This window comes from Paenibacillus sp. FSL R7-0210, assembly GCF_038009085.1.
In the GTDB taxonomy this organism is placed as follows: Bacteria; Bacillota; Bacilli; order Paenibacillales; family Paenibacillaceae; genus Paenibacillus_AQ; species Paenibacillus_AQ silagei.
Genome location: NZ_JBBPAR010000001.1, coordinates 2772004 through 2792445 on the forward strand (window position 1 = coordinate 2772004; position 20442 = coordinate 2792445).

General features: G+C 52.7%; 18 protein-coding genes. 3 read left to right on the forward strand and 15 right to left on the reverse strand.

Going from position 1 to position 20442, the window contains the following annotated elements; translation table 11 throughout:
• Positions 1 to 75: 75 nt before the first annotated feature.
• Both MKY64_RS11980 and MKY64_RS11985 read right to left on the reverse strand, forming a co-directional pair.
• Positions 76 to 1125 carry a Gfo/Idh/MocA family protein gene (locus MKY64_RS11980; RefSeq protein WP_340953226.1) on the reverse strand — a complete coding sequence of 350 codons (1050 nt, stop codon included), beginning with the start codon at positions 1123 to 1125 and terminating at the stop codon, positions 76 to 78.
• Positions 1126 to 1140: 15 nt separating this feature from the next.
• The gene (locus MKY64_RS11985) at positions 1141 to 2028 is read right to left on the reverse strand and encodes a sugar phosphate isomerase/epimerase family protein (protein ID WP_340953227.1); all 888 of its coding nucleotides are present in this window, start codon (positions 2026 to 2028) and stop codon (positions 1141 to 1143) included.
• A gap of 124 nt (positions 2029 to 2152) precedes the next feature.
• On the opposite strand from MKY64_RS11985, the gene MKY64_RS11990 reads away from it, so the two are divergent.
• A complete protein-coding gene (locus tag MKY64_RS11990; RefSeq protein ID WP_340953228.1) occupies positions 2153 to 3046 on the forward strand; it encodes a helix-turn-helix transcriptional regulator in 894 nt (297 codons plus the stop codon).
• A gap of 469 nt (positions 3047 to 3515) precedes the next feature.
• Here the strand turns inward: MKY64_RS11990 and MKY64_RS11995 are convergent, their stop codons facing one another.
• The 5 genes from MKY64_RS11995 to MKY64_RS12015 form a co-directional block, all read right to left on the reverse strand.
• Complete coding sequence (locus MKY64_RS11995; RefSeq protein ID WP_340953230.1) at positions 3516 to 4676, reverse strand: Gfo/Idh/MocA family protein; 1161 nt, start codon at positions 4674 to 4676, stop codon at positions 3516 to 3518.
• Positions 4677 to 4861: 185 nt separating this feature from the next.
• Complete coding sequence (locus MKY64_RS12000) at positions 4862 to 6070, reverse strand: L-serine ammonia-lyase, iron-sulfur-dependent, subunit alpha (protein ID WP_340953232.1); 1209 nt, start codon at positions 6068 to 6070, stop codon at positions 4862 to 4864.
• A 17-nt stretch (positions 6071 to 6087) separates the two neighbouring features.
• On the reverse strand, positions 6088 to 6924 hold the full coding sequence (locus MKY64_RS12005; protein WP_340953233.1) for an enoyl-CoA hydratase/isomerase family protein: 837 nt from the start codon (positions 6922 to 6924) through the stop codon (positions 6088 to 6090).
• Complete coding sequence (locus MKY64_RS12010) at positions 6914 to 7753, reverse strand: enoyl-CoA hydratase/isomerase family protein (protein ID WP_036728762.1); 840 nt, start codon at positions 7751 to 7753, stop codon at positions 6914 to 6916. Before MKY64_RS12010 ends, MKY64_RS12005 begins: the two co-directional genes overlap by 11 nt.
• A 29-nt stretch (positions 7754 to 7782) precedes the next feature.
• Positions 7783 to 9009, reverse strand: coding sequence for a M20 metallopeptidase family protein (locus MKY64_RS12015; protein ID WP_340953236.1), 1227 nt, complete (start codon positions 9007 to 9009; stop codon positions 7783 to 7785).
• 224 nt (positions 9010 to 9233) lie between these two features.
• On the opposite strand from MKY64_RS12015, the gene MKY64_RS12020 reads away from it, so the two are divergent.
• Positions 9234 to 10547 carry a transcriptional regulator gene (locus MKY64_RS12020; RefSeq protein WP_340953237.1) on the forward strand — a complete coding sequence of 438 codons (1314 nt, stop codon included), beginning with the start codon at positions 9234 to 9236 and terminating at the stop codon, positions 10545 to 10547.
• 74 nt (positions 10548 to 10621) lie between these two features.
• Here MKY64_RS12020 and MKY64_RS12025 read toward each other — a convergent pair whose 3' ends face one another.
• Positions 10622 to 11503: a LysR family transcriptional regulator gene (locus tag MKY64_RS12025; protein ID WP_076077906.1), complete on the reverse strand. Its 882-nt coding sequence runs from the start codon at positions 11501 to 11503 to the stop codon at positions 10622 to 10624.
• Between the two features lie 120 nt (positions 11504 to 11623).
• Here MKY64_RS12025 and MKY64_RS12030 point away from each other — a divergent pair, with 120 nt between their 5' ends.
• Positions 11624 to 12523, forward strand: a complete 900-nt coding sequence (locus tag MKY64_RS12030; protein WP_340953240.1) for a DMT family transporter — start codon at positions 11624 to 11626, stop codon at positions 12521 to 12523.
• A gap of 531 nt (positions 12524 to 13054) precedes the next feature.
• On the opposite strand, the gene MKY64_RS12035 is transcribed toward MKY64_RS12030, so the two are convergent.
• The 7 genes from MKY64_RS12035 to MKY64_RS12065 form a co-directional block, all read right to left on the reverse strand.
• Positions 13055 to 14554: a DHA2 family efflux MFS transporter permease subunit gene (locus MKY64_RS12035; RefSeq protein WP_340953241.1), complete on the reverse strand. Its 1500-nt coding sequence runs from the start codon at positions 14552 to 14554 to the stop codon at positions 13055 to 13057.
• A 30-nt stretch (positions 14555 to 14584) separates the two neighbouring features.
• Positions 14585 to 15208 (reverse strand): TetR/AcrR family transcriptional regulator, encoded by a 624-nt coding sequence (locus MKY64_RS12040; RefSeq protein WP_036728776.1) that lies wholly within the window; start codon positions 15206 to 15208, stop codon positions 14585 to 14587.
• Between the two features lie 195 nt (positions 15209 to 15403).
• On the reverse strand, positions 15404 to 16180 hold the full coding sequence (locus MKY64_RS12045) for a stalk domain-containing protein (protein WP_339256426.1): 777 nt from the start codon (positions 16178 to 16180) through the stop codon (positions 15404 to 15406).
• Between the two features lie 99 nt (positions 16181 to 16279).
• Positions 16280 to 17047, reverse strand: coding sequence for a M15 family metallopeptidase (locus MKY64_RS12050; RefSeq protein ID WP_340953245.1), 768 nt, complete (start codon positions 17045 to 17047; stop codon positions 16280 to 16282).
• Between the two features lie 69 nt (positions 17048 to 17116).
• The gene (locus tag MKY64_RS12055) at positions 17117 to 18451 is read right to left on the reverse strand and encodes an FtsW/RodA/SpoVE family cell cycle protein (protein WP_340953246.1); all 1335 of its coding nucleotides are present in this window, start codon (positions 18449 to 18451) and stop codon (positions 17117 to 17119) included.
• Entirely contained in the window at positions 18451 to 18783 is a 333-nt protein-coding gene (locus MKY64_RS12060) for a PadR family transcriptional regulator (protein ID WP_036694109.1), read from the reverse strand. Before MKY64_RS12060 ends, MKY64_RS12055 begins: the two co-directional genes overlap by 1 nt.
• A 183-nt stretch (positions 18784 to 18966) precedes the next feature.
• Entirely contained in the window at positions 18967 to 20421 is a 1455-nt protein-coding gene (locus tag MKY64_RS12065; RefSeq protein ID WP_209871028.1) for a DHA2 family efflux MFS transporter permease subunit, read from the reverse strand.
• Between the last annotated feature and the right edge of the window lie 21 nt (positions 20422 to 20442).

A 20442-nucleotide genomic window follows, 5' to 3' on the forward strand; every position in this document is an offset into this window, starting at 1 on the left:
GGCTTTCCCCATGCCTTTTTGCATTCCATTTTGCTTCTTCTGCTAAAATCCCCTTACGCCTTACTCCCCGCCAGCTCAACCCTCCTCTATGAATTCGGCAATACTAAGCTTGCGGCCAGTCCGCGCACTCTCCAGAGCGCCCAGCACCATGGCCATGCTGTAGCGGTTATCGCGGCAATCCGTCTCGGCCGGACGGCCCTCGGCCAGCGAACGGAACATTTCATCGAGACAGCCCTGATGGAAGGTCTCCTCCATCTGTACCTCCGGCGCTTCCACCCGCTCGAATTCATGGAGGAACTGGCCGGAGTGTTCACTCCCGGCACTAATCACCTCGGCAAACGGCTGATCCCGGCCATCCCAGATCGCAGCACCCTTTTCACCTTGAACCCGCCAAGAAGCTTCCCAGGACGTAGGCGCGCCTTCCGCACACCAGGAGCCCTGATAACAGAACACGGAGCCGTCCGACATTTCAAAAATACAGACCGCCGCCGCATTCCCTGCATACCACGATCCCGGCGGATTGAACTCCTGGCAATACACACTTACCGGATCAGCGCCGCTGATGTAGCGGGCCTGATCGAAGGTGTGGATCGCCATATCCAGCAGCAGTGGGCTATCCATCGCATCCCGGAAGCCGCCGAAATGCGGAGCCAGGAAGAAATTCGCGCTGATTGAGCCTGTCCGCCCTATAGCCCCTGAAGTGATCAGCTCCCGCAAAGAGCGGATGCGCGGATCATACCGGCGGTTCTGCATCACCGCATGGCTCCTGCCGGTACGTTCAGCGATGCTAACGATCGAATTGCACTGCTCCATCGTCTCCGCCAGCGGCTTTTCCGCGAACACATGGCAACCAGCCTCAAGCGCACTGCTGGCAATATTGTAATGGCTGGCCGGCACTGTCACATCAAATACCAGATTAGCCGCTGTATCGGCAATCGCCTGTTTCACATCAGTAAATACCGGACAAGTAAGCCCATGCTTCTCTGCCATGGCCTGAGCGGACTCCCGGCGGATATCCACGAGCGCTACAATCTCTATTTCATCAGTATGCTTCAGTGCATAGGTAATCCACTCATTAGCCATTGCCCCGCAGCCCGCCACAACCACACGATGTCCTGCTGTCATCACTCTTTCCTCCAGTTACACCGGGTTCGGGATGAAGCTGCCGCCCCGGCAGGTTTTGAGATAATTCAGTGCATGAACCTGACCGGTCATCTCCAGATCGTCACGATAGACAGGGTCATGCCAGCCTTCAATATCAATCGTGCCCTTGTATCCAGCTTGACGGAGAATCGAGATCACATCTGTCCAGTTCGTATCCCCGAAGCCCGGCGTCCGGTGCCATACATACGGCTTAGGCCCGTGGATTCCGTATTCCTTAATAATATCCCAAGCGATAGTTGCGTCTTTGCCGTGGACATGGAAGATCTTGTCCGTCCATTTGCGCAGCTGCGGGATCGGGTCAATCAGCTGCACCATCTGGTGGCAGGGCTCCCATTCCAGGCCGAGATTATCGGCATTGACCGCGTTGAACATTTTCTCCCAGGCTGTAGGGTTATGCGCAATATTCCAGTCCCCTGCCTGCCAGTTCCCATCCATCGAGCAATTCTCAAAAGCGATCTTGACTCCGCGCTCCGCCGCCCGCTTCGACAGCTCACCGAACACCTCAGCGAACTTCGGAATCGACTCATCTATAGATACGCCGGGCAGACGTCCGGTGAAGCCGGAGACCAGGTCCGTCCCGAACAAATGGGCATGGTCGATCAGCCGTTCCCAGCTGGCTAGCGTATCTGAATTATCGCCTGTCCCTGTAAGCGGATTCCCGAATATGCCGACTGAAGAAATTGTGAAATCATGCTCTGCAGCCAGTTCACGCACCCGTGCAGCTGTTTCTGCCAAATCAGAAGTTCCTGTAGTTTGCCAAAAGGTTAAGCTGAAGGATTCGAATCCATGCCCTATAATCTGCGGAATGACTCTGAGCGCATCCCCACCTCCAACCAGTGTTCCGATTCTTAATGTATCCTGCATCTTGTATGCCACTCCAATATTGGTTTATAGTTAATGCAACATTCCTAGTATATCGCTCATATTGGGCAAAATCTCTACTTATCTTGTGCTAAACTAGCTGAATCTTGCGGGAGTTGAACCAAGCATGACCTATCCGAAGGAACTTAAGGAATATCCAAGGCTGGAAGAGAAAACGTATCCGTTCCGTCTGTTCTTCAACACCTGCCGGGAGGTGTCGCCTGAACAGAATATCCTGTTTCTGCACTGGCATGAGCATTTCGAGATCATCATTATGCGCGAAGGACACGCCATTTTTCATGTGGACAGCAAGCCTTATGAGGCCGGGCCGGGGGATGTCCTGATGGTGCCGTCCGGAGGGCTTCATGTCGGCTATAGCCAGTGCAGCGGTGACCTGTCATATGTCTCGATTGTATTCCATGCCTCGCTGTTCAAGGACCGGAACCAGGATTCCCAGCATGAGCAATTTGTTGCTCCGTACCTCAATAATCTGAATCAGTTCCCGGTTATGCCTGCCGCCCAGCAGCCTGAATGCGCCGCGTATTATCATTTGCTGGAGCGGGTGATTGCCGAAGTGGAGGCGAAGCAGCCGGCTTTTCAGCTCGTGGTGAAGAATCAGCTGCACCTGTTCTTCACCCTGATGTCCCGGGCCTTCCCGGCCCGGCAGCGCAGCGAGCGGGAGCACAGCGAACGCCATTCGATCTACCGGGAGCGCTTCAAGCCGCTGCTGGAACACCTGGAGAACCATGCAGATCAGAAGATGTCGATTGAGGCTGCTGCCAGGTTCGTGAATCTGAACCCTTTTCATTTCTGCAAAACCTTCAAGAAGCTCACCGGGCGGACGTTCATCGACTATGTGAATTTCTGCAGAATGGATGAGGCGCAGCGGCTGTTGCTGGAGACCAATCTGACGATTACCGAGATCTCAGGCCGGGTCGGCTGCGACAATCCGAATTACTTCACCAAGCTGTACAAGCAGTATAAGGGTCTAACCCCTTCCCAGGCACGGAAACAAGAGTAAATCCAAGTGGGCGCTCCGGCCGACCATCAGGCTTACGTGGCGCGCACAGTCCAATTGTGGTCAGTTTTCCGACTACATTTGGCCCGCACGCCACTCACAGTCCAATTGTGGTCGTTTTTCCGACTACATTTGGACCGCACGCCACTCACAGTCCAATTGTGGTCGGTTTTCCGACTACATTTGGACCGCACACCGCTCCCGGTCCAATTGTGGTCGGTTTTCCGGCTACATTTGGCCTGCACACCGCTCCCGGTCCAATTGTGGTCGGTTTTCCGACTACATTTGGTCCGCACACCGCTCCCGGTCCAATTGTGGTCGGTTTTCCGACTACATTTGGCCCGCACGCCACTCACAGTCCAATTGTGTTCGGTTTTTCACACACATCCGGCTAACGGGCCCTCGCCAACTAACATCCCCAAAAAAACACCGCAGGCCATCAAGCAGCCGGCGGTGTTTCCCTGTCTTCCACTTACATCTCAGATATCGGAACCCAGCGCCGCTGCTCTATGGAACGGTCCACGGCCTCCAGCACCGCCTGGCATTTCACGCCGTCCCGGAAGTTCGGCTCCGGCTGGCGCCCTTCCTCAATGGCATTCGACAGCTCCAGCATCTCATGAATGAAGGTATGCTCGAACCCGATCGTATGGCCCGGCGGCCACCAGGCCTCGGCATAATCATGGGAAGGATCGGTGGCCAGCACCCGGCGGAACCCCTGCACATCCTCGTCATCCGAGGTCAGGTAGACCTCCAGTTCATTCATCCGTTCAAAATCAAACTTCACACTGCCCAGACTGCCGTTGATCTCGAAGGAGTTGGTCGAACGGTGTCCGGCCGCAAAGCGTGTCGCCTCGAAGCTGCCCAGTGCGCCGTTCGCAAAGCGGGCCAGGAACAATGTTGCATCGTCCACGGTTACCGGACCCCGCGGCGCATCCTTGCCCGCCTTGGCACTGAGACCGGTCATCTCGGTAGCCAGCGGCCGTTCCTTGACGAAGGTCTCGCTCATGCCGATCACCTCCTGCACATCTCCGACCAGGAAATGAGCCAGATCGATCAGATGCGCCCCCAGATCACCATGCGACCCCGAGCCGGCAACCTCCTTTTGAAGCCGCCAGACCAGCGGGAATTCAGGGTCGAGAATCCAGTCTTGCAGGAACCATGCGCGGAAATGATAGATTTTGCCCAGCCGTCCGCTCTCAATTAGACGCTTCGCCAGCCGCACCGCCGGGGAGAAACGGTAGTTGAAGCCAATCATATGGGCAATTCCGGCCTTTTCAGCAGCCTCCAGCATCTCGCGGGAATCCTCCAGATTGAGGGCCAGCGGCTTCTCGCAGAAGATATGCTTGCCTGCGGCCGCAGCCGCCAGGGCAATCTCTTTATGGGCATTGCTTGGCGCATTAATATCGACCAGATCAATATCGCTGCGTGCGATCAGCTCCTTCCAGTCAGTCACACTCTCTGACCAGCCAAGCTGTGCTGCCGCCTCTGTAACTGCTTCCTCATTACGTCCGCAAATGACCGACATATGCGGCTTAACTGCCTTGGGGAAGAACATCGGCAGACTGCGGTAAGCGTTGCTGTGGGCCTTGCCCATGAATTTATAACCTATCATTCCAATGCGTAGCTGTTTCATTTGGTGCCTCCTCACTGAATAGACTACTCGATGTACACGCATACATTTTCTCATTCAGGCCGCGCTTAAGTCAAATCCCTTCTTCCCGGACGTTTAGATCTGGCTTACATAACCACAATTAAAAACGCCCCTATTGCCAACCGGCAGCAAGGGACGTTCCTCGTATATAGCGATATCATTTTCAGTTAACTGCCCATGTTGTAGAACTTAGCAAGCCCGCCTTCCGAAGTTTCACGGTACCTGCTGTTCATATCTAAGCCTGTCTGATACATGGTCTGAACAACCAGATCAAAGGATATTTTACGGGTACCCGACAAGAATTTGGCCAGACTCAGCGCATGGATTGCCCGCATCGCACCGACCGCATTCCGCTCAATGCAAGGGATCTGAACCAGTCCGTTAATCGGATCGCACGTTAACCCCAGGTGGTGCTCCATGGCCACCTCCGCCGCATACTCAATCTGGTCGATCTCCATCCCGGACAGTTCAGCCAGTGCAGCCGCTGCCATAGAGCAAGCCGTGCCCACCTCCGCCTGGCAGCCGCACTGAGCGCCGCTGATCGAGGCGTTATGCTTGACCAGATTGCCAATGAGCCCGCCGACGGCCAGCGCCCGGAGAATCTGTTCGTCCGGGACCTGCAGCTTCTCCTGCATATAACGGAGCGAGGCGGGTACAACACCGCAGGCCCCGCAGGTTGGAGCCGTTACGACTGTACCGGCAGCCGCATTCTGTTCATTGACGGCAAAAGCGTACGCGCTGACGATCCGGTTCTCCCGCGTCTCCGGGCTCTCATCCACAGTCCCCTGATGATACAGATATTTCGCCTTGCGCTCGACATTCAGGCCGCCCTCCAGAATACCTGTGACAGACAGTCCTTCGTCGATCGACCGCTTCATCGCTTCCCAGATGCCTTGGAGGAACTCCCAGATCTGTAGGCCTTCACGCTGCTCGACGTAATCGCTTAAGCGGATATGATTCGCTTTACAATAGGCACTGATCTCGGCAAAGCTGTTCTCCGGGTAGACATCAGGTCCCCGCGTCTCCTCCCGCCCATCAATCACGATCTCCCCGCCGCCGATACTGGCAACACGCATGGAGGCTGTTTGCTGACCGTCTTTGTAAGCGAACAAGTCCATTGTATTGGGATGAAGCAAATCAAAGTCAGGCTGCGGAACAAATTGAACCTCCGTCCGGACGGGATAGAGTGCCCGAATAATAGCCTTGTCCGTCATATGGCCTTTACCTGTTTTGGCAAGGGAACCATAGATCCGTGCCTTGAACTGGTCTGCGTCTTCATTTTCTGCTTTGAAGATTCCGGCCGCTTTCTCCGGTCCCATGGTATGGGAGCTGGACGGTCCGCTGCCAATCTTAAATAGCTCAGTCAACGATCTCATAGCACCCTTATCCCTTCTCAGTTGTCATTCCTCTGAAAACGTTCCTTAAGCTTCATCAGCCGTTCATGAATCCCCTCTTCATCAATCGCCATGTCAACCAATTGGTGAGTAAGCTGAAGACCTTGATTCTCTGCCAAAGCTTGTTTCCACGGGTGCGCCACAATCGAATGCGTAAGATGCCTTGTAGAGCGGGGGGCCTGCATGATCAGCTCTGCCAGCTCCCATGCCCGTGGAAGAAGCTGTTCACGAGGCAATACCTCACTGACCAGACCGAGGTCTAGTGCCTCCTCTGCAGTAATGTTCATCCCCGTGTATGCATAGTATGCCGCTTTCTTGGTTCCAAGTATCCTTTGAAGTGCCAGGACGATTCCATCTCCGGGCGGAACACCACCCAGATAATGGGCATCGAAAACGGCCGTGTCTTCCGTACAGATGGTAATATCACAGAGCGTTCCCAATTGCCAGTGTGCGCCTGTGCCATTGATCGCCCCAATCGTGGGGATATCCAGGCAATGAACCATATTTTCAATCATCCGGAGTGATTCATGGTACATTTCCAGCTTCCGGCGATTCGGCCAATCCATGAATTTCGTATTCCAGACTTCAGGAGTGCCGGTCTGCCACAGCTCTCCTGTCCCTGTTAGAATCATGACCTCATTCTCAGGATCACGGCCAATATCTGACCATACATGACCATATGCGGCTTGGACCGGCCAGTCGAATTGTAACGGTCCCCCGTTAGTGTGCATACGCACTTCGAGGATGCCGCCGCGGCGGGTCATGAGGAATAAGTCCTTATACTTCTCCGAGTACTCTTCGAGCCGGGTAGGTCCCGTCATCTTTCTATTGAACATCGTTGCCCATCAGGCGTCCCTGCATTTTCTTCAGCCGCTCCAGCGCTCCTTCTTCATCAATGGCCATATCGTACATCTGGTGGGCAAGCTGGAATCCCTGATCGGCGACCAGAGCCTGCTTCCATGGCCGGGAGATAATGGAGTGAGACAGATGTCTTGTTGAACGCGGTGCCTGCATGATCATCTCCGCCAGCTCCCATGCGCGCGGAAGAAGCTTTTCACGGGGCAGGACTTCACTAACGATACCCAGATCTAGTGCGGTCTGACCATTGATATTCTTGCCGGTGTAGGCGTAGTAGGCTGCTTTCTTGAACCCGATCATGCTCTGCAGTGTGAGCAGCATTCCATCTCCCGGAGGCGTGCCTCCCAGATAATGCGGATCGAAAAAGTCCGCGTCTTCCGTACAAATGGTAATATCGCAGAGCGTTGCGAGCTCACAGTGCGTTCCCGGACCGTTTACCGCCCCGATGGTCGGAATGTCAATGCAGAAGATCAGATTTTCAAGCAGTCTCAGCGATTCATGATACTGTTCGAGCTTCTTTTGCTTCGGCCAGTCCATGAATTTCGTATTCCAGACCTCAGGGTCGCCAATCAGCCATTTATCCCCGGTTCCCGTAATAATCATGACTTCGTTCTCAGGGTCACGGCCAATATCTGACCAGGCATGAGACCAGGCGGTATGAGCTTCCCAATTGTGCGTGTACGAATCTCCACCCGTGTGAAGACGCACTTCAAGGATTCCGTCACGGCGGGTCATTAACAGGAATTCCTTGTATTTCTCCGAGTACTCTTCGAATTTGGTGGGTCCAATCATACGTCTCTCTGTCATTGTAATTCCTCCTAAGTTTGGTTTAGAGCTTAACTGTTTCGTTCAAGCCAGTCTCTGGCAAAAGCTGCATAAGCCGCAGCCCCTCTATGAAGCACCTCATCCGAGAACATCGTCTTAGGATGGTGTACAGGGTAACTATAACCTTCTTCGGTATTGCCTGCGTTAAGAAACACCGTGGTACTTGGCACCGCCTGTGAGACAAAGGCGAAGTCTTCCGAGCCCATTAATTTCCCGCCGGGTACCAGCTCAGTGATACCGATATAGGAGCCGTCGCCAAAGGTATTTGCAATTGAAGCTTTCATTTGCCTATTAAGTCCGCCATCCGTCTTCACCTCAGGACAACCCCGCGTATAGATCACTTCCACCTTGGCCTGAAAAGTTTCTCCGATCCCTGCGGTAATTGCGCGGATACGGGCTTCCACTTTATCCCGCAATGCGGCGTTAAAGGTGCGTACACTGCCCTTCAATCTGGCCGTATCGGGAATCACGTTGTTCGTAGTTCCGCCTTCCATCACGCCAATGGTAAGGACTGCATTATCAATCGGCGAGATTTCCCGGCTAAGGATACCCTGCAGTGCCAGATGAAGATGAGCAGCCACATTCAAAGGGTCCACTGCGGCCTCGGGCATAGCGCCATGTGAGCCCCTCCCCCGGATGATGATTTCGAACCAATCCGACGAAGCTGAAATCGCTCCACCTTCCTCAGGTACTACAAATTGTCCCAGAGGCAGCGGCATTCCGGTCAACACGTGAAGCATCATGGCTGCATCCACCTTGGGATTGTCGAGAATCCCATTTTCCAGCATCATCTGTGCCCCGTGCAGCGTCTCTTCACCCGGCTGGAACATCAGCTTAACTGTCCCGCGAAGCTGCTGTTCGCTCGCCTTCAGAATCTCCGCCGCTCCCAGCAGCATGGAAGTGTGCATGTCATGACCGCAAGCATGCATGTTTCCGCTCAACGATGCGTAAGACAAATCCGTTTCTTCTTGAATCGGCAGCCCGTCCATATCCGCTCGGATCAGAACCACCTTCCCTTCATGCTGTCCGCCAATGGTAACTGTTAGCCCAGATTCCCCGACGAGAGTGGGCTTAAGCCCCATCGATTCCAGCGCCTCTTTCACGTAGGCCGTTGTCTTGGGCAAACTTAGATCAAGCTCAGGAACCGTATGAAGATGATGTCTGTACATGACCATTTTGTCCTGCAGCTGATGAGCCATACTCATTAAGTCTTCAGCTTCTTCACTCACAATGAACATCTCCCAAAGCATAAATTGAATGAACGTAAGAACAGTGCGGGCATTCCCTCCTTTTCATTTTAAGACTTTTTAAGAACACTTTTATCGTACTGGCATTTTTATACCCTGTCAAGAGATATTAAGACATTTTAAGAACATTATTTCAGAGGCTGCCGGAACATTGTAATATCACATTTATTGTGATATAACTCTTTTGATTGAACTGTTCATGAAAGGAATCTATTATGACAATCAAGCTGGGTATTATCACGCCAGAGTCCCATATGGATTATTTCCGCGCCATTGAAGAAGAAATGCGGCCCCTATGCCAGTTCCGCTTCCTTACCATCAGCAATTTCCGGGAAACAACGGACATCTATCTCAAAAACCTGGATTCGGTGGATGGATTTGTGATCAGCGGGAGGATGCTTTACGAGGCCATTGACAAGGAATACCTGGATGACAAGGTACCTGTTCACATTTTGCATGATGATGAGAACTTGCTGTACAGGGAGCTTTTCCGGTTGCTGGTTACAGAGCCTGGACTTGATATCTCCCGGATCTATGTGGATTATGCGTATATCATCGAGTCTTTCAGCGAATTCCAGCAATACCTGACTCATGAAGGAAAGCCCGTGAACAGCGGAAATCTGCTGGAGCGGGTGGAGACCATGCTGGAGAACCATATCACGCTATGGGAAGACAAGAAAATAGATCTGTCCATCACGGCCTTCGGCCACTTTGTTCCGGAACTCCAAAAGCACGGCGTCAAATATATCTTAATTCGGCCCACTTTGGAGAGCGTTAAAGAAACCATCAGCGAGATCATCAACGAGATTACCATTCTCAAGCTTAAGAACCAGAGGGCAGTGGTTGCGTGCTTATCGGTCCAAAATGAGCAGCACTTCTCCGAAGAGGAGCTTCATGAGCTGAAAGTCCTTGTCGGCCATTTTCTGCGTAGCGTGAATATGGCAGACACGGCCCAAATCTCAGAAGGCTATGTCAGACTGTACACCACCTTCGGCCATTTCATGAGGATCACCTCTAACGCTCATAACTGTTCCCTGCTGGAGTATCTGGAGGAGCGTATACAGGGCAAGGTAAAGATCGGCTGGGGCTCGGGGCATGAATATTTTCAAGCGAACGTCAACGCCACCAAGGCTCACAGACAGGCGGAAGCCTATACGGGCAGCAGCAGCTTTTTTATAGACGAGAATCAGAAGGTTGCCGGCCCCATGCGGAGCATGAATGTCATCCAGTTCTCCGAGCAGGGGGACCCGGAAATCCTTGCGTTAGCCAAAACCATCGGAATCAACAACATCAATTTGCAAAAAATCATATCTTATGCAGAAATCATGCGAACCAATAAGCTATCCTCTGAGGATGTTGCACAGTGCCTGTCCATGACCGTTAAAGGTGCAAACCGAATTCTTAACAAAATTGAGGAAAGTAAACAAGTACAAACGGTATTTGAAAAGAGGGACAACAGTAAGGGGCGTCCCAAAAAATACTACGAGCTGTTGTTTCTCGACCATGAAGGGCGCAAATTAAGCGAATGATACGCGGATACGTATTGGCAAAAAGGCATGTTTTCTATTTTGAAAACATGCCTTTTTTTCGCTTTTTCAGCAAGTTAAATGGCTCCTTGGCTGGAAGACCAGTGCTGCACATGCTGTAAGAATCGCCGCGTGGCAGGTGAAGCATATTTCATCGAGTTGACTGCGATGCCCAGGGAACGGAAGCTCCGCTCCTCCAGCTCAAGCATGGCTACACGCTCATACTGGAACCGGGTGACCAGCTCTGGAAGGATGCTGATGCCCAGGCCTTTTTCCACCATGGCAATAATGGCGTAATCGTCCCCGGCCGAGAACTTGATGTTCGGCTTAATCCCGGCCTTCTCCAGCACCCGCTGCACATCATAATCCGAGCCGGGCTTCGGAATGATGAAGTCCTCGTAGGCGATCTGGGCCAGCGGCATATAAGGGGCCTTACTCAGCGGATGGCCGAGCGGGAGGATCGCCAGCATCCGGTCCTGCTTCAGCGGAATGACCTCGAACCGCTCCCTTGTCGGCAATGAGAGGAAGCCGCAATCAACCACCCCAGCCTCGATCCACTGCTCAATCTCCAGATAACCACCCTCCATCAGCTTGAACTCAATGTACGGATATTCCTCACGGAACTGCTTGATGATATCCGGCAGCCAATGCACAGAGACACTGGTGAAGGTGCCGATCGTGATCGTCCCCGTCTCCAGGCCGTGAATATCCGTTACCTGCTGCTTAAGCTGCTCATTCCAATTCAGAATCTCCCGGATCGGCTGAAGCACCTGCTCCCCGTTCACCGTCAGCTTCACGCCCGATCGGCTGCGCACGAGCAGCGGGAACCCGAACTCCTGCTCCAGACTGCTGATCGTATGGCTGATGCCGGATTGGGTAAAGCCCAGCGCCTCCGCTGCCTTCGTAAGACTGCCCAGCTCCACCACTTTCAAGAACACCTCGTACTTAATCAGACTCATGTCCAGCCCCCTCATTTAGCATGACAATTTCTCATGTATCCTATGATAAACATTCAGTTACCTTATGTATTCGAGCGTATTATACTATACTCACTTGAAATAAAGAAGGATGATGACTGAATGAAGCCGCTTAAGGCCGAGCTAATGCTCATTGTAGTAACACTGTTCTGGGGCTCCTCCTACCTGTTCATGAAGCTGGGACTGGGTACACTGGGAGAATTCAATCTGATTTCATTGCGCTTCGGGCTTGCATTCATCCTGGCGGGACTACTGTTCCGCAAACGGCTGCGCAGTGTGGATGCCAGAACCTTGAAATACGGAGCCTTGCTCGGCTTCCTGCTGCTTGGCGTATTCACCTGCATCACCTTCGGGCTGAAGACGACCACGACCTCTAATGCCGGATTCCTGGTTGCGTTGACCGTTGTCTTTGTTCCTATGCTTGAGGTTCTGGTGTTTAGAAAAAAAGTCGCGCCCCCGCAAATCTTCGGCACTGTGCTCGCCATCAGCGGCATCGGGTTGCTTACGCTTAACGGCTCGCTGCAAATCCAGCCTGGTGATCTCCTCTGCATTCTGTCAGCAGTATTCTATGCGGTGCAGATTCTCGTGACGAGCCGGGCGGTTAAGACCTGCGACTCACTGAATATCGGCATTCTGCAGCTCGGCTTCGCCGGGGGCTATGCCCTGATTCTATCTGCTATCTTCGAGACGCCTTCGCTACCGTCCACCCTCCCGGGCTGGATCGCGATTCTGGCTCTGGGGATCTTGTGCAGCGCCTGCGGGTTCATCCTGCAGCCGGTTGCCCAGAAGTATACTACACCGACCCGCACTGGTCTGATCTTCGCCCTTGAGCCGGTATTCGCTGCCTTCTTCGGCTACTTGTTCGTACACGAACAGCTTTCGCTCCAGGGCTACACCGGTGCCGCCCTTGTGCTGCTGGGCATTCTGGCCTCTGAGCTGCTGGGCAAGCTGCATATGGTTCCTCCGGCAAGGATGCTGAAGAAGCGGCGGGCGCATCTGTAGCTCTTCTTCTGCTAGATTGAGTGGAAATGGAACAAACATCTTAGACATCCGTCCACTTTTGGGGCATCCTACGAATTCAGGGGCACTAGTGCTCTTCATTTGCTCCTTTCGCCCACATCCCGCGAATTCAGGGGCACTAGTGCTCTTCATTTGCTCCTTTTGCCCACATCCCGCAAATTCAGGGGCACTAGTGCTCTTCATTTGCTCCTTTCGCCCACATCCCGCAAATTCAGGGGCACTAGTGCTCTTCATTTGCTCCTTTCGCCCACATCCCGCGAATTCAGGGGCACTAGTGCTCTTCATTCTTCTACCTTCAGCCTTGAGCTGGTCCAGCATCCTCCCATGCACCCCCTCACCCGCACATTGTATTCAGTTTTCCACATACATCCGGCTCGCACCCATGGCCCCTCTATATCTCTTATCCCCACCTGAGCGTTCAAAAAGCACAAAAAAACGTCCCCCTGCCAACCGGCAGTCAGGGACGTTCTTTGTTAGTCTATAACATGTGTCGCCTATAACAGCTGTGACCGATTAATGCCCCATCATCATAGCGGCATCTGTCTGCTGTTCTTCAGGAGAAGGTGCAGCGCCTGCTGTCTTCGGACGGCGCAGAATCAGACTGAGGACCACTCCGGCCACGGCGATGCAGCCCGAGAGGAAGAAGACATCCCCGAAGCCCTGTACGGCAGCGGCAAGCGGATTGCTTCCGGCCGTCATTTTACCCATATGCACCGCAATCTGGCTGGTCAGGTACCCGGTCATGCCGGCAACAGCGAACGATACCACAACCTGCTGGGCAGCGGCGGTAAGCGGGGTAACCCGGTTCACCCATTCACGCGGCGCAGAGTTCAGAACATGGGTGTTGACCGGCATCATCGACAGACCCATTCCCAGGCCCATCATGACCAGAGACAGTATAATAACAGGAAGGCTGGTGTCTACTGTAACTCCTGAGAGCAGGAACAGTGCCGTCGATATAATACTGAGACCTACGAACACTAGCGGACGCGCTCCGATCCGGTCGAACAATCGGCCGCCCAGCGGCATCCCTACTCCGGAAGCCAGCGCCTGCGGAAGCAGGATCAGCCCGGTCTCCAGCGGTGTGTAATTGCGGATCTGCTGGAGGTACAGCGGAACGAACAGCATGGAGCCGAACAATGCCGCCTGTGTGACCCAGGACAGAATAATCCCGCGCGTAAAGTCCGAGGAACGGAAGACGCGCAGCTCCAGCAGCGGATGCTTTTGCAGCAGTTCAACAATGACAAAGACGATCAACGCGGCTCCGCCAACCGACAAACCTAGGATAGCCCCGGTTGAAGTCCAGCTCTCTCCGCCGCCCTGATTGACGCCATAAGCCAGCATCGAGAACGCGAGCGGAGCCAGAATGATTCCGAGGATATCGAGGTGGGCTCTTCCCTTTTTCTCGGTCACCGGCAAATACTTAAGGCCAAGAATAATACCTACAATACCGATAGGCAGGTTAATCAGGAAAATCCAGTGCCAGCTCACATACTCCACCAGATAACCTGCGAGGATCGGGCCAAGGGCCGGAGCCAGCAGCATTGGAATACCGAGCATCCCCATGATCGAGCCTCTGCGTTCTGCCGGAGCGAGTCTGAAGACCATCGCCATCCCGATCGGAGCGACCATGCCGCCGCCAAGACCTTGAATGACGCGGAACAAGACAAGCTGCCCCGAAGTCTGAGCTACCGAGCATAACACAGAGCCAAGCACGAACATGGCAATGGTCGTTAGGAATACCTGCTTGGACCCGAAGCGGTCGGTCATATAGCCGGCCAGCGGAATTACAGCAGCGAGCGCAAGCGTGTAGCCGGTAATCGCCCATTGAACAGTCTTCAGGTCCGTATCGAAATACTGCACCAGATTCGGAACGGCCACATTGACTGCGGTGCTGTCCAGAATAACCATGATCATGCCGACAATAATCGCCAGCAATGATGGAATTATAGCTCTCAGCGAGAACGGCGCCTCTGCGGCGGCGGTGTTACTTGGATTAATAGGTTTTGACATTCTCTTGTCCACTCTTTTCTCTATTCATGATTAGTTATACTTGTGAAAATACAGCTCAAACAACCCGTCAATCTGCTCCTCCAGCGGGGCCAGCTTGAAGATCTGCTGAAGATCCTCACGCTCCTTGGGGAGACTGCTCACCATAATCACCGGAAATACAATGGCCCCGTAGATCTGCATCGTCATCGTCATCAGCTTGTCACGGTCCTGCTCCCCGGTAATCTCGGCAAGTGCATCAAGAATACGTTCAATTCTCATCAGCTTGGAATATTTCGCATATTCATCGTGGGAGCCCATAATATGGTGTCTCTGATCCAGCATCTGCCGGGCCATCCCGGGATAACGGCTAAGATTCATAATGTAACGGGTAAAAAACAGCTTCATGCGCTCCTTCGGCGGCAACGAAGTGTCCTCCAGTGCCTTAAAAGCATCGTCAAAGGTCGCCACGAGCTGCTTCACAGCATCGCCGAACAGCTTCTCCTTGGAGCCATAGTGGTAGTTCACCAGGGCCAGATTGGTCTCAGCTCTTGCCGCGATACTGCGCAGGGTAATGCATTGGAATCCGTCCTCACGGATCAGCGCAACCGTGGCATCGAGGATAAGTTGCTTCGTATCTTTATCTGAAGAATCAGCTTTGTTGCCCAATTTAACCATAATGCAGCTTGTCGCCCTCCTCTGTCACAGAATCTTAATCATTGATCTAATCAACGATTTAAACATTGTTTAATTCGAATTTAAAATTACTCTCTTTCCGGCATTCTGTCAACAGAAAGTTAAAGGGAGAATTCCTGCAGCTATACTTAAGCCGTGGAATTCTCCCTTGGGAGCAGAGTTATGTCTTATGAGAATCTAGGATGGGGCCGGGCCGGCCAATACTTCACTGGCTGCCTGGACCGGCGTTAGAGTTAGCTTGGTGAGCTTGCCTGAAGCGCCCAGTTCCAGAGTCAGTACGGCCTCCGCTTTGGTGAAGGACAATACGCTCACAATCGTAATTACTCCATCCTGCTGTGTGCTGGTAGTCGATTTCACTCCGCGGTAACTGCCCGCCAGCATGTTAATCCCTTCCCAGCTCTGCTGGAGAACCGGAAGAACAGCGGGTTCTGCGTCCTTGGCGTAATACCGCTCCTTCAGTGCCGGATAGTTACCAGCTGCCAGCAGACCTGCTACGGCACTTGCCATTACCTCCCGTGTGTATACTTCAACCTGAGCGGTTTCCGGATTATAAGAAGTAACCAACCCGATCGCTGCAAAAAAAGACAGCGGCGCGTACGCCTTTTTTTGTTTTAACTCAAAGCCGCCTGTAAACGGTACTTTGTTCTTGCCGTCCAGCACAAGCTCCTTACCGGATAATCTGAACTGAACACTCTCCTGGAACCGTTCCAGCAGGAACGTCCCGGTAGCTCCACTGAAGGTGACCTTATATTTGAGGGCCTCTACCGTCTCCCGCAGCGGGAGCATGACGTCCGGTCCGTTGGTATAGGCCGATGTCTCACCCGTCTGCAATTCCTGACCGTTCACGATAATCCTCAAGCTTCCGGCGGCACTAACGTTATTACTGGTCAATACACCTGCTCCTGCTGCAAATAACATTACACTAAGGAATACGGCTACGATTCTTTTGAACAAATCGATCCCACCTTTCCTATATTCGAATATTATGCACGCATGCTTCAGAGATTAACCTTGCATAATCCATTAACCGTTCTATACTGCTTTGGAACAGCCCTACTCCACTTTGAAGTTGAAATATTGCTTCGGGTAAGGCTCCTTGATCAGTGTGAAATGCCACCATTCCTTAGCGTACGGCTTGAAGCCCTGCTTCACCATCGCATCCTTCAGCAGCTTCCGGTTCGCATGTTGGGTGCTGCTGATGAGATTCGTATTATAGTAAGAGATTTCGCCGAAAAAATCATAAGGACTGCCCATATCCACCAGCTTGCCTGTACTCTTCTGAGCCAGTGTCAGGTCGATCGTGCTGCCCCGGGAATGCCCGGATTTCTTGGCGATGAAACCCAGCTTGAACAGATTCCGCTTGTCCAGCTTCGGATAATACTGCGCCATCATCTTCAGATCACTGGCGTCTTGTGACCAGCGCACGAAGTGATTAACGGCTTGCTGCGGACGGTAAGCGTCATAGACTCTCAGGATATAGCCTTTCTGTTCCAGATCTTCGCTAACCTTCTTCAGCGCAGCAGCGGCGGTCTTCGAGAAGATCGCGAGCGGGGCCTTATATCCGTCCACCCTGGTGCCGGTAAAATTATTCTCACTATAGTAACGGATCTCATATTGCGCCGAGGGAATAACCTCATCCAGATAGACAAAACCGCCGGGGAGATTGTTTTTCTTCACAACTGTACTTGGTGTAAACGGTGTCTCAGGAGTCACGGGTGCCGCTGCAGCCGTTGCCATGACGCCCAGAAGTGCAGCCCCGCTTACAATCATTGCGCCTAACAGTAATCCCAGTCTTGTGCCTCTATATCGCAGCTTATTCACAATGTTTACTCCTCACCTGCCTCATCCCATATTTACCCTTTCAGTATACGGTGCAGCCCCAGGGAGCGTCTATAGTGAAGATGGAGCTTGCCCCGCCGGGAGCATATCTTTGCGCCTGTAGACCCCCATCAGCAGCCCGAGAGCCGCGAATTCAATGAACACATGCTGGCCGTAGCTCAAAAACGGGAACGGTATGGAGATCAGCGGCATTCTGCCGGTGAGAATAGTCAGGCCATAGATTAGACGAATGGAGAGCATCAGAGCCAGTGCCAGAATCAGTGCCCGTCCATAGGTATCGCTTACGGTGCGTGCAGAGTATAACATTCTGAGCACAAACCAGCAGACCAGCACAAGCAGCAGCAGACCGCCAGCCCAGCCGAAGGTTTGGATCAAATACACTGGAAAAAGGTCCGTATACGGAAACATCAAGCGTTCTTCCGCAATTCTGTAGCCCATTCCCTGTCCCCTCCAGCCTGCGGAGGTTAACGTGTTGTGAATTACACTATTCAAGTACCCAGCGCCGGTATCCCTATGATCCGCTTGAACGGCCGCGATGAACCGCTCCCGGAGATGCAGGTGGTTCCACACATAGATTGCCCCGCCCGTTAGAAATGTTACAGCAATCACCGTACCTCTAATCCAGCGGCGGGTCATCCAGATATAGAACGTCAGGGATACGGCCAGATATACAATCAGTTCAGGAAAAGCTGGGATAACCGCATAAATCACGGCCGGCAGCAGCAATAACGATAATTCCGCCAAGTCTCTTGTTCGCCCGTTCCAGGTCTTCATGAAGCCTTGCCTGTTCCATATCCCTGCCAGAGCCACTACAAATATATAAGGACTGTATCCGATCACATCGAAGAAGAGTCCTAGAATGCCCACATAACGCCTAACACCATTCGTCACCTGAAGACCAACCAATATGCTGAAGAGAATTGCCATTAATGCTCCGCCATAGATCCATCCCGAAGACCGCAGCACGTGCTTGAAATTGATAAAATACATGATAGCCATTACCGCGATCCCAAGAACAATGAACATACCCTGCCGCAGCATAAGGGCATCAGGAAACTTGTAATAATCCCCAAACCCCGCTTCCACAGCCGCCATCCCCAGCAGACTTACCGCCGACAACAGAATAACACCCGCCAGCAGCGACCAAGGAATCCTGGGCTTGTGAATCTGGTGCAGATCCCGGCCGATGGCCTGCGGATCACCCAATTGTGCAATTGCATACTGCTGCGCCTCTTCTTCGGATGCCCCCTGCTGCTGCCTCTCCGTCATCAGGTCGGCGAAATGTCCGCTCAGCTCCTCCCGGATCTCATCGTGCATTCCTTTAGCCTTTACTTCGGCGCACACCTTATTCAAATAGCGGTTCAACACCTTCTGATTTGGTTCCATCAGCCGCTGCCCTCCCCCAGAACGGTATCCATGGCACCCTTGAACAGCGCCCATTCCGCCTTCTTCTCCTGAAGCTTGTGCTTGCCCTCATCCAATAGCCGGTAATACTTACGTCTGCGTCCGTCTACCTCCATCCAATACGCTTCCACCCAGCGTTCACTCTCCATCGCATGGAGAATCGGGTAGAGCGTACCCTCCTTCAGGGCAAAAACTCCCTGTGAGCGCTGCTCCAGCTCCTTAATCAGCTCATACCCATACAGCGGCCTGTCCAGCAGCAGAGTGAGGATCATCGTCCCCGTGCTCCCCTTCAGCATTTCTTTGCTGACCTTCATCGGCATTTCCTCCTATTTGTTTTGCCTATACATCGTTAATCTATGCTTAATATACAGTATTAACCAAATGAAGTCCAGCCTTTCCGACAGCCGCCTCCATACATTAACACGCACAAAAAAACCTCTCCAGCCAAATGGTTGCCCATTTTAGCAAGGAGAGGTTCTTATTCAATTCCATGATAATTAATGCATCGAAGCCTGAGTCTTGTGCGATACGATGACACGCTTAAGGAAGAACGCAATCACCAGACCTATAATAGCCATGACCATCCCGAAGATGAAGGCATTCTGCACTCCATGAGTGAAGGCAGCGCCGATGTTCAGCGGATCAGCCGGGTTAGTGACGGTCTGCATGTAGCTTTTGGAGCCGGAGGTCATGATGCTTACCGCCAGCGCTGTACCAATCGCACCCGCTACCTGCTGAAGTGTATTCATAATGGCTGTACCATGCGGATAGTATTCCAGCGGAAGCTGATTGATACCATTCGTCTGTGCAGGCATCATAATCATGGAGATTCCGATCATAAGCACACTGTGAAGCACGATCACGAAGACAACGGTCGAAGTAGCTGTAATTCCCGAGAAGAACCACAAGGAGACGGCGACGAGCGCCAGTCCTGGGATAACCAGCCATTTCGGACCGTATTTGTCGAACAGACGTCCCATGACCGGCGACATCAGCCCGTTGATGATTCCGCCCGGCAGCAGCAGTAATCCTGCCTTGAAGGCTGAATACCCTTGTCCCTGCTGCAGATACATAGGAAGAATCAGCATCGAGGAGAGAATAACCATCATACAGATGAAGACCATCAGTACCCCAACCACGAACATCGGGAACTTGAAGGCGCGCAGATCAATCATAGGCTGCTTCATCGTCAACTGGCGGATACAGAACAGAATAAGGGCAATCGCACCGATCACGATGGCGATAATAACCTTCGGACTTCCCCAGCCTTCCGCTTCACCGGCACTGCTGAAGCCGTAGACAATACCGCCGAAGCCGAAGGAGGACAGAATAATGGACAGGACATCAATCTTAGGCTTCGTCACTTCCGTGACGTTCTGCATGAAGAGAATTCCGCTAATTAGAGCCATTACCAGGAACGGCAGGGACAGCCAGAAGATCCAGTGCCAGCTCAGGCTCTCAATCAGCAGACCGGCAATCGTAGGTCCAATCGCTGGAGCTACCATAATTACCAAGCCGATAAGTCCCATCGCCGCCCCTCTTTTCTCAGCGGGAATGATGATTAGAATCGTATTGAACATCAGCGGTAGCAGCAGCGCGGTTCCCATCGCCTGCACCACTCTCGCAGTGAGCAGAAACTCGAAATTCGGCGAAATCGCCGCAAGGAACGTGCCCAGAATAGAGAAGCATAAGGCAGCGACGAACAACTGTCTTGTGGTGAACCACTGCAGCAGCATCCCTGAGATCGGAACCAGAATGCCCAGCGTCAGCAGATAGGCGGTAGTCAGCCACTGCGCCGTCGATGGTGTAATTTGCAGGACATTCATAAGATCACTTAAAGCTACATTTAGGGCGGTCTCACTGAACATGCCGATGAAGCCGGCAATCAGCAGGGAGATCAGAATGGGTAAAGTCTTGAATTGCCGGGGCTTACTTGAACCCTTGTCAGTCATAGTTGCATTCACTCTCGTATC

Excerpts from the sequence above, each read along its gene's own strand:
- MKY64_RS12065 (WP_209871028.1), bottom strand. The coding sequence starts at position 20,421 with ATGACTGACAAGGGTTCAAGTAAGCCCCGGCAATTCAAGACTTTACCC.
- MKY64_RS12055 (WP_340953246.1), bottom strand. The coding sequence starts at position 18,451 with ATGGAACCAAATCAGAAGGTGTTGAACCGCTATTTGAATAAGGTGTGC.
- MKY64_RS11985 (WP_340953227.1), bottom strand. The coding sequence starts at position 2,028 with ATGCAGGATACATTAAGAATCGGAACACTGGTTGGAGGTGGGGATGCG.
- MKY64_RS11980 (WP_340953226.1), bottom strand. The coding sequence starts at position 1,125 with ATGACAGCAGGACATCGTGTGGTTGTGGCGGGCTGCGGGGCAATGGCT.
- MKY64_RS12020 (WP_340953237.1), top strand. The coding sequence starts at position 9,234 with ATGACAATCAAGCTGGGTATTATCACGCCAGAGTCCCATATGGATTAT.
- MKY64_RS11995 (WP_340953230.1), bottom strand. The coding sequence starts at position 4,676 with ATGAAACAGCTACGCATTGGAATGATAGGTTATAAATTCATGGGCAAG.
- MKY64_RS12060 (WP_036694109.1), bottom strand. The coding sequence starts at position 18,783 with ATGAAGGTCAGCAAAGAAATGCTGAAGGGGAGCACGGGGACGATGATC.
- MKY64_RS12035 (WP_340953241.1), bottom strand. The coding sequence starts at position 14,554 with ATGTCAAAACCTATTAATCCAAGTAACACCGCCGCCGCAGAGGCGCCG.
- MKY64_RS12040 (WP_036728776.1), bottom strand. The coding sequence starts at position 15,208 with ATGGTTAAATTGGGCAACAAAGCTGATTCTTCAGATAAAGATACGAAG.
- MKY64_RS12025 (WP_076077906.1), bottom strand. The coding sequence starts at position 11,503 with ATGAGTCTGATTAAGTACGAGGTGTTCTTGAAAGTGGTGGAGCTGGGC.
- MKY64_RS12030 (WP_340953240.1), top strand. The coding sequence starts at position 11,624 with ATGAAGCCGCTTAAGGCCGAGCTAATGCTCATTGTAGTAACACTGTTC.
- MKY64_RS11990 (WP_340953228.1), top strand. The coding sequence starts at position 2,153 with ATGACCTATCCGAAGGAACTTAAGGAATATCCAAGGCTGGAAGAGAAA.
- MKY64_RS12000 (WP_340953232.1), bottom strand. The coding sequence starts at position 6,070 with ATGAGATCGTTGACTGAGCTATTTAAGATTGGCAGCGGACCGTCCAGC.
- MKY64_RS12005 (WP_340953233.1), bottom strand. The coding sequence starts at position 6,924 with ATGTTCAATAGAAAGATGACGGGACCTACCCGGCTCGAAGAGTACTCG.
- MKY64_RS12010 (WP_036728762.1), bottom strand. The coding sequence starts at position 7,753 with ATGACAGAGAGACGTATGATTGGACCCACCAAATTCGAAGAGTACTCG.
- MKY64_RS12015 (WP_340953236.1), bottom strand. The coding sequence starts at position 9,009 with ATGTTCATTGTGAGTGAAGAAGCTGAAGACTTAATGAGTATGGCTCAT.